The sequence below is a fragment of the Calothrix sp. CBUCES-K 9914 genome (assembly GCF_059640475.1).
In genome coordinates this window covers 1-7,314 of the sequence record NZ_JBXXZH010000352.1, presented here as the reverse complement: position 1 = coordinate 7,314, position 7,314 = coordinate 1, and the positions used below count along the sequence as shown (strand labels likewise).

The 7,314-nt window shown below is 37.6% G+C and carries 5 protein-coding genes; 1 reads left to right on the top strand and 4 read right to left on the bottom strand.

All coding sequences use genetic code 11. From position 1 onward, the window contains the following. Positions 1-258: 258 nt before the first annotated feature. Positions 259-1,422, bottom strand: a complete 1,164-nt coding sequence (locus AC2JBO_RS40960; RefSeq protein ID WP_496959364.1) for a pyridoxal phosphate-dependent aminotransferase — start codon at positions 1,420-1,422, stop codon at positions 259-261. A gap of 53 nt (positions 1,423-1,475) precedes the next feature. Further along, positions 1,476-1,814, bottom strand: coding sequence for a carbon dioxide-concentrating mechanism protein CcmK (locus AC2JBO_RS40955; RefSeq protein WP_496959363.1), 339 nt, complete (start codon positions 1,812-1,814; stop codon positions 1,476-1,478). 182 nt (positions 1,815-1,996) lie between these two features. On the opposite strand from AC2JBO_RS40955, the gene AC2JBO_RS40950 reads away from it, so the two are divergent. Then, positions 1,997-2,584, top strand: a complete 588-nt coding sequence (locus AC2JBO_RS40950; RefSeq protein ID WP_496959362.1) for a hypothetical protein — start codon at positions 1,997-1,999, stop codon at positions 2,582-2,584. Between the two features lie 462 nt (positions 2,585-3,046). On the opposite strand, the gene AC2JBO_RS40945 is transcribed toward AC2JBO_RS40950, so the two are convergent. Both AC2JBO_RS40945 and AC2JBO_RS40940 read right to left on the bottom strand, forming a co-directional pair. Further along, positions 3,047-5,731, bottom strand: coding sequence for an ABC transporter substrate-binding protein (locus AC2JBO_RS40945; RefSeq protein WP_496959361.1), 2,685 nt, complete (start codon positions 5,729-5,731; stop codon positions 3,047-3,049). A 259-nt stretch (positions 5,732-5,990) separates the two neighbouring features. Further along, positions 5,991-6,860, bottom strand: coding sequence for an Rpn family recombination-promoting nuclease/putative transposase (locus tag AC2JBO_RS40940; RefSeq protein ID WP_496959360.1), 870 nt, complete (start codon positions 6,858-6,860; stop codon positions 5,991-5,993). Positions 6,861-7,314: the final 454 nt, after the last annotated feature.

Below are 7,314 nucleotides of genomic sequence, written 5' to 3'. Positions count from 1 at the left end.
AATCAAAATTCTTGAAACTCATGCCACTCATGGAATACGAATTTTGTCAAAGGGGGGAAGTTCACCCATATAGTGGTAGGTCGAATTAATATACGGAGGTGCGTCCCAATTTAGTAGATTTGTTTTGTTAAAATAAGTACAAAGACAGAAGGCAGCGCTCGCAAGCGTGTTGATGACCCTGACTGCTAAAAGCGGGCTTTGCGTAACCCAACGTGCTTTATGATGAGTTATTTGTTGGGTTCCGTTCCTCCACCCAACCTACAGTATGTTTTTTAAGCCTGTTACTAAGCGTTCTATTCCAGCTTTGGCTGTTTCTTGTTGCAAGGCGCCATAAGCTACACGTAAGTAACATCCCTCGTTCATGCCAAATGTAGTACCGGGAAGTGCGGCAACTTGGTATTCTTTGATTAGTCGTTCGACTAATGTAAATGTATCCATTGAAGTATGAACTTTGAGGAGGAAGTAAAAGGCGCCATCAGCAGGAGCTATTGTACATACACCTTCTAATTTTTGCAGTGAGTCAAGGACTGCCGAGCGTACTTTGGCAAGTTTACTTATATTTTCTTGAATATATTTAGGTGAGGATTGTAAGGCGCCTAATGCTGCATACTGGGAAACTACTGGTGGGCAAATTAAGATGGTATCCTGTACTTTCTGAATTGAAACCAATAAGTTTGCGGGAATTACCATATACCCAATACGCCAGCTAGCAAAACCGTATGCTTTGGAAAGACTAAATAAAGATATAGTGTGTTTGCTGCTACCAGGAAATGATGCGGGTGATACATGCTTCACGCCGTTGTAAGTAAAGTAGTCGTATGCTTCATCACTAATATGATAAATACCACGTTCGCGACAAAGTTCATTAACCTTGCGTAATGAAGCTTCTGGATATACTACACCTGTGGGATTATTTGGTGATATTGTTACAACCGCGCGGGTTTTTGGTGTAATTGCTTGTTCGATAGCATCTACACGTAATTGGTAATTATTATCGGTTTCTACTATAACTGGATGACAGCCAGCCATTATCGTCGCCATTTCATGGTTAAAGTAATATGGCGCGTTTAAAATTATTTCATCACCTGGGTAAGTAATTGTTAATACAGCATTTACAAACCCCATATTACTACCAGCAGTAACGACAATACAGTTATCATCTTTTATTTCAATGCCGTTAAAGCTTTGTAATTTGGACTGAATTGCTGATAATAATGGGGTAATTCCGATAACCGCTTTGTATAAATTGTTTGATTCTTCAGCAAGGAACTTAGGTAACAACTCGATAGCTTCTGGTGGTGGAGGGTATGAAACTACCCCTTGCCCTAAAGAAATTGTTCCAGGTGTGTTGCGGATCAATTCTCCGACGATGGGAATGATTGGAGACTGTACTGTCTCCATACGTGAAAGAATATGAGTCATGGATAATCGTTGCTGGGTAGGCACCTACTTTATTTTTAACGAGAAATTAAATTTTATGCTGATAATGGTGGGGGAAAGCGGATATCGGCGCCGAAGTTTTCTATAGTAGCGCTGTGGTGGATAGGTAAAGCATATTCTAAATTTTCATGGGGACGAGGAATAATATGGTGCGATAGCAACTCACCACCATTAACTCTATTTATTGACTCCAACCCAGCTTTAACAGCAACATTCACCTCACCTACATCACCACGTATTAAAACGGTAATCCTTCCCAAATCAGTATTTTCGTACCCAACAAAAGTGATACGCGCGGCTTTGCACATCGCATCAGCGACTTCTACCGCAGTGGGAACACCATAGACTTCAATCATACCAAGAGCAAATGTCATCGCGATGCATGTCATCTTATCTGTTATAAAGCACTTCAGTGCTTAGTGCATAAACAAAACCACTCAAACATAGAAGCGAGTGAAAGGGTTAAAACCCGCAGTAAATAAACTCACTTATACTTTAAGTAAATGCTACGAAACTACGTCAACTTACAGGCTCCTTAATCGCTGCTAGCGTTCTCTTGACTTCTACTTTACCAGCAAGCGCCAATCCTTTCGGAAATGCTAGTGGTGGTGTATTCAAACCTATCCCCACAGGAAACGCAGCACCCAATGCAAATAGCACACCAGCAACCACACCTAATGGCAACAGCGAAGTTCAAGGTTTAGGAGATCATCAATCTTGGGTTGACCAAAGAACATTAGCTAAAGACCCGCACGCTTTATGTAGTGATGTTAGCTTGGGTAACAATACTCGTACAAGCGCAAGCGAACTAACACTTGCAAACTCTACAAGCACTCGTTCAAGCTCTTCAAAAAGTCACAACGATGGTGGTGGAGGTGGTTTCAGCTTCCTAGGAATAGGCGCTAATGGCAGTGGTAGTAGTCAAGGTAGCCAAAATAACAGTGATTCCAAAGATACCCGTACTAGTCGCAACGAGAAAAACAGCAGTAGTTCATCCACAGTCGCTCAAGGTAAAAACTGTGACGCATTTGTAAACTCTGCTGCTGCAAGAGATATGAACTACCAAGATAACCTGACTCGTCGCTACGAAATTAAAACAGGGCGCCGAGGTCAACAAGTAAACCAATTATTAGAAAACAAATAATTCATTAAATGTAATGTAGAGACGTTACATGTAACGTCTCTACCGATAAAACCATGAAAATCAAATCAAAATTTGTGTTGATAGCGTGTTTAGTTTTGTAGGCGCCTCACCAAAGAGCAAACGCACAAAAACTAAATATTGCTGATTCTCAAATCCTTCCCTACATAATAGATAATCCAAATAGCATTAATTCTGTAATTCGTGTACGTTGCTTGACTAACGGTAGAGAAAGACGAAATTTTATTCGAGACAGATTACTGCAAACACCCTATCAGGAAAATTATATAACTATTGAAGTTGAAGGTAATTGCCGTAATGTCAAAATCAGATTGCCCTCGTATTGTCCAAATACCTCAAAGCAGCGTTTTTGTATTATCTTTGGAGGCGCCTATCACTTTATCGAAATAATTTGACATACTTGTAGTGGGCACGATGAAAAGTGCCCAAACTTGATTAATACATTTATTTTAATTTTTCAAAATTACAAACAGGGTTTGAAATCCTATTTACACAGTCAACTTTGACTAATACTCCAATTCCCTGACGGCTACCTTTATCAGTAAAGCGTACAGCACCTGATGCACCAGTCGGATTATTTTTGTTATTTAACATCTTATAGAATTCAGTTTTAAGATTCTCCCGCGTAAATGAGTTTGGCAAATCTGGAATATATTGCAAACCTTGAATAATTGCTTTCATTGCATCGTATGCCATTGCTGTGCGCCAGTTTATCTGAGAGGATGGCCAAAGCTTACCAGCCTCATTTTCAAAACTACTATCACTGCGATGCCAGGGAACAGCTATTATCAAGTTACTTTTTTGAGCTACCTCTCCATAATTTTGTAACGATTCTTGACTACCAGTCCCAGTTGTTTTTGACTTGTACATAGTATCTGCGCTCAAAAGTATTGGTTTCACGTTTGCCTCAGATACTTTTCTCACAACTTCTAAAGCTTTATTCAAAATATCTTCCTGAATCGATGGAACTAATAATACAACATTAGCGCTTCTAGCACCTTCTATAAATATACTTGGATTAAAATCGCTTCTATACATATCGCTTTCAAAATCATACTCTTGTTTTGGAGTATATAATTTGAATGCTTCTTTTAAGGATTTACTATAAGAATCATTACTATCATAAGCAACAACTGCTTTAATCGCTGAATTTGCTAATTTACTATTTACGTGTTCAGATAAAATTTTTGCAGTACTGCTATCACTAGGCGCCGTGCGATAAATGAGATACGGTAAATTATCTAAGTCATTGGAAGTGCTGGTAGGAGAGATGACGACAAGCTTATCTTGATAACCATTTGTTACCGCTGCAATAGTGTTTGTACTGCCATTATGACCGATAACCGCTAAAATTTCTTCGTGATTCACTATTTCTTTTGCAACTTTTATTATAGTCTTTTTATAAGAAGGCGAATCATAATTTGAGTCGCTTTCATTAACTATCTGAACTAAAAGTGATTTACCTTTGATATTACCTGTACAACTAGGAGTTTGATTGCTATCAATCGGATTTTTGATATTATCGATACGGTTACAATTTAGTTCACTTTGAGCATGAGCAACTCCACGTAAAATCTCTTCAGCCCTGTTTGCATCTGCACTAATAGGTACAGCTACTGCAATAGACGCATAATTGCGACTTTTTCTTGCAATTGCATTATTTAGATAAATTAACGTTTCTGAGTCATTTCTATTTTGATTTAGCGATTTTGCAAATGATTTAATCGCAGCATCCCACTGTTTTTTTTGAAATTCAGCTATTCCTTGTAACTTATAATTAGTATTTTGTTTTTTGGTTAGAAGTAACTTTTCTCCCTGACTAAAAAAATTATCTAGTTCAGATATTTTTAGTAAAGGTGTTGCTGTTGCTGTGGTAGATGGCATTACAGTATGTGGTGCTTTAAAATTATTATCTAGATTTTTTGAGATGCCACTAAATATAGATAAAAAAGCACCTAGTATCAATCCAATAATTGTTATGCTTACCCACTTACGTCGGCACCAAAACATCCGGATTTTACGCTTTAATTTTTTAAATATAATAATATTAACTAACGGTTGAGGCCACAATAATGAATTTTCTGCTGGGTTTTGGCAAATTATTGGTAGCCAAGAAGCGCAAGGGTAATCATTTTCTATATCTTCTAGCTTTTCTTGTGCCTGTCGTACCGCTGTATAAAACCCTTCGCCTTGAGAAAATAACCGTAGAAATTCTTGTAAAAATTCATGTGCAACTTCATCAGGAACAGGTTCCCGCATTACAATTACTTGGGCAATTCCTAGTTTTGCAAGTCGATTTGCCAACCCTAAACCATCGCAAGAGTTAAAAATTGCTAGCTTCAATCCATTTTGAATTGCCTTTTTAAAAGCGTTTCTTAATTCACCCAGTGATAAACTGTCTATATCACTAATTTGAATAACTCCGTCGTTTCCTCCATTTTGAGTGGAACTGTGTCCTGCAAAATACAGAATATCCCAAGCTTCATCTTCATTGCGTAAGGTTTCGCAAAGCTTTCTCCGCGTTGTGTTTCTTAATATCTCTATTTTTGCTCCTGGTAACTGATTCAATAACTTAGTATCTATATCAACATTAAGCCCTTCAGTGTTTCCCAATATCGTTAAAATCCTGACAGGTGTTCTAAGCGGACTTGCTGGTTTTGCATTGCTGGCACCTAATGCAAGCCATGAAAAAGGGCGATTTTGGAATAATTCCCACTGATGTAAGGGTAATTTCTTGAGAATTTCGTCATCTGTTTGGAAAATAACGCGCGCTGATTCATTGGTATTTACTACTTGTTCTTGAATCCATTGACGTAGTTCAAGCATCTCGGCTCGCAAAAACCAAATTCTTAAACTATCTTCAAGAGCGTCGGCAGCATTCTTACACTCTTGAGTATTTGAGAAGTTTGTAGTTTGGGCTGAGTCAACTGTAATTATTCTTTGGACTGATGGTAAATTTTTGTAAATTTGTTGAAAATTTTGATAAAGTTTAGGAATGTCAGAGGCTGGTGGTAATTTTCCTCTCTTACGAAAATATGTTGGTTTCCCTTCCTCATGAATTGACAGCGTAACTGGAAAACCTTCTTCAAAATTACCATTTCCGATATCAAATACAACTACTTTAGCCATAAATATAAATAACAGTCCAATTTTATACTTTTATTTTTGTAAATTACCGATATCTTTGAAGTATATTTTCTAATGCACTTTAGCTTAAAAATCTACCTTGAATCAAAAAATACTCAATGTGTACTTAATAAAACTTATTGGGGTAAATTAAATAAATTAGGCATCTATCTAAAGTATGAAATAATCTGGATTTAGATAAAATAGTACAACTCTAAACAGTTTGATAGAGGCGCCTATCAATTTATTTACAAAATAATCTCTATTTCTTCAACTGTCGCACTTGTTCTACTGTTAAACCCGTTTTTTGGGCTATTGTTTCTTCGTCTAATACATCTAACAGCGAACGCGCGATCTCTAAGCGTTCTTCTTGGCGCCCTTCTTGGCGTCCTTTTTGTTCACCTTCTTGGAGACCTTCTTGTTTTGCTTTCTTTAGAGCGTTACGGTTATCATGTAAAAACATCTCGCGCTTTTCTAAAGCATCCAATTCTTTTTTGGTCAACTTACTTTGCTCTGCCACTGTGAACGCATGGTTTATCGCGGGGACTTCGCCCATTTTGGGTGGCACCGTTTCAAGTTCATTCGCTGATTTTAGGAAGTACAGCCATTTATCAACTGATGTTTCTAAATCATCAAGCTCTTTTGTGAACTTAGGCAACTCTACAAATACTAACTCGATATCATCACTATAATCGCTTAAGTCATCTTTTTCTTTGAGACGATAACGCGAAATAATTCTGTCATTGCCTGGAAACATTTCAAAATCAGTGATTGTCAGCGCAATCACTGGATTCAATAAAGTATAATCTTCTCCAATTCCTAATTGAATCGAAAATGCTTTTGCTGCGTTATATAAAACTCGTTTTTCAAATCCCAAAACGTTTAACACCTGCATTTCTATAATTACAGTTGTGTCATCTGATAGTGTTGCTTTTACATCTAGGTAAGTATCTTTAATGCCTTTTATTCGAGGCGCCTGATAAGGATCAAGAATCACCAAATCTTGAATTTCATCTTGCTCATTATAAAGAATGGCATTCAAAAAACTAATCAAAATATCTTTGCTCTGTTTGGAGCCAAATATTTTTTTGAATGCAAAATCTGTTTTGGGATTGATGAAAACGCGCGCCATTGATACATTGGGTAGTGGTAGGTGATTTTTAAATTGTACTCTATTTCTTCAACCCTCGCACTTGTTCTACTGCTAAACCCGTTTTTTGAGCAATTGTTTCTGAGTCTAATAGCGAACGCGATATTTATAAGCGCACTTCTTTACGGACTTGTCCTAAATAAATTGTTCCGGGTGTGTTGCGGATCAATTCTCCAACTATGGGAATGATTGCAATACTGCTCGGTTAAGGAGTTTTTCGTCGTATTCCGGCCATGTAGAGACGCGCAAACCGGAGGTTTCTCCGAAGGAAAATTTACCTTCGGTACACTCCGTGAACGACACCATAAACTTCAATCATACCAAGCGCAAATGTCATCGTCAGTTACAAGCACTTCAGTGCTTATTCTACGTATATAGCGGTTCCCAGTCACATGAGGTATAATAAGTAAATTAGGTAGTGCATCTCAAAAAAAGT

Bases quoted from the DNA above. Each gene is read 5' to 3' on its own strand.
- AC2JBO_RS40945 (WP_496959361.1), bottom strand. From the start codon at position 5,731: ATGGCTAAAGTAGTTGTATTTGATATCGGAAATGGTAATTTTGAAGAA.
- AC2JBO_RS40955 (WP_496959363.1), bottom strand. From the start codon at position 1,814: ATGACATTTGCTCTTGGTATGATTGAAGTCTATGGTGTTCCCACTGCG.
- AC2JBO_RS40960 (WP_496959364.1), bottom strand. From the start codon at position 1,422: ATGACTCATATTCTTTCACGTATGGAGACAGTACAGTCTCCAATCATT.
- AC2JBO_RS40940 (WP_496959360.1), bottom strand. From the start codon at position 6,860: ATGGCGCGCGTTTTCATCAATCCCAAAACAGATTTTGCATTCAAAAAA.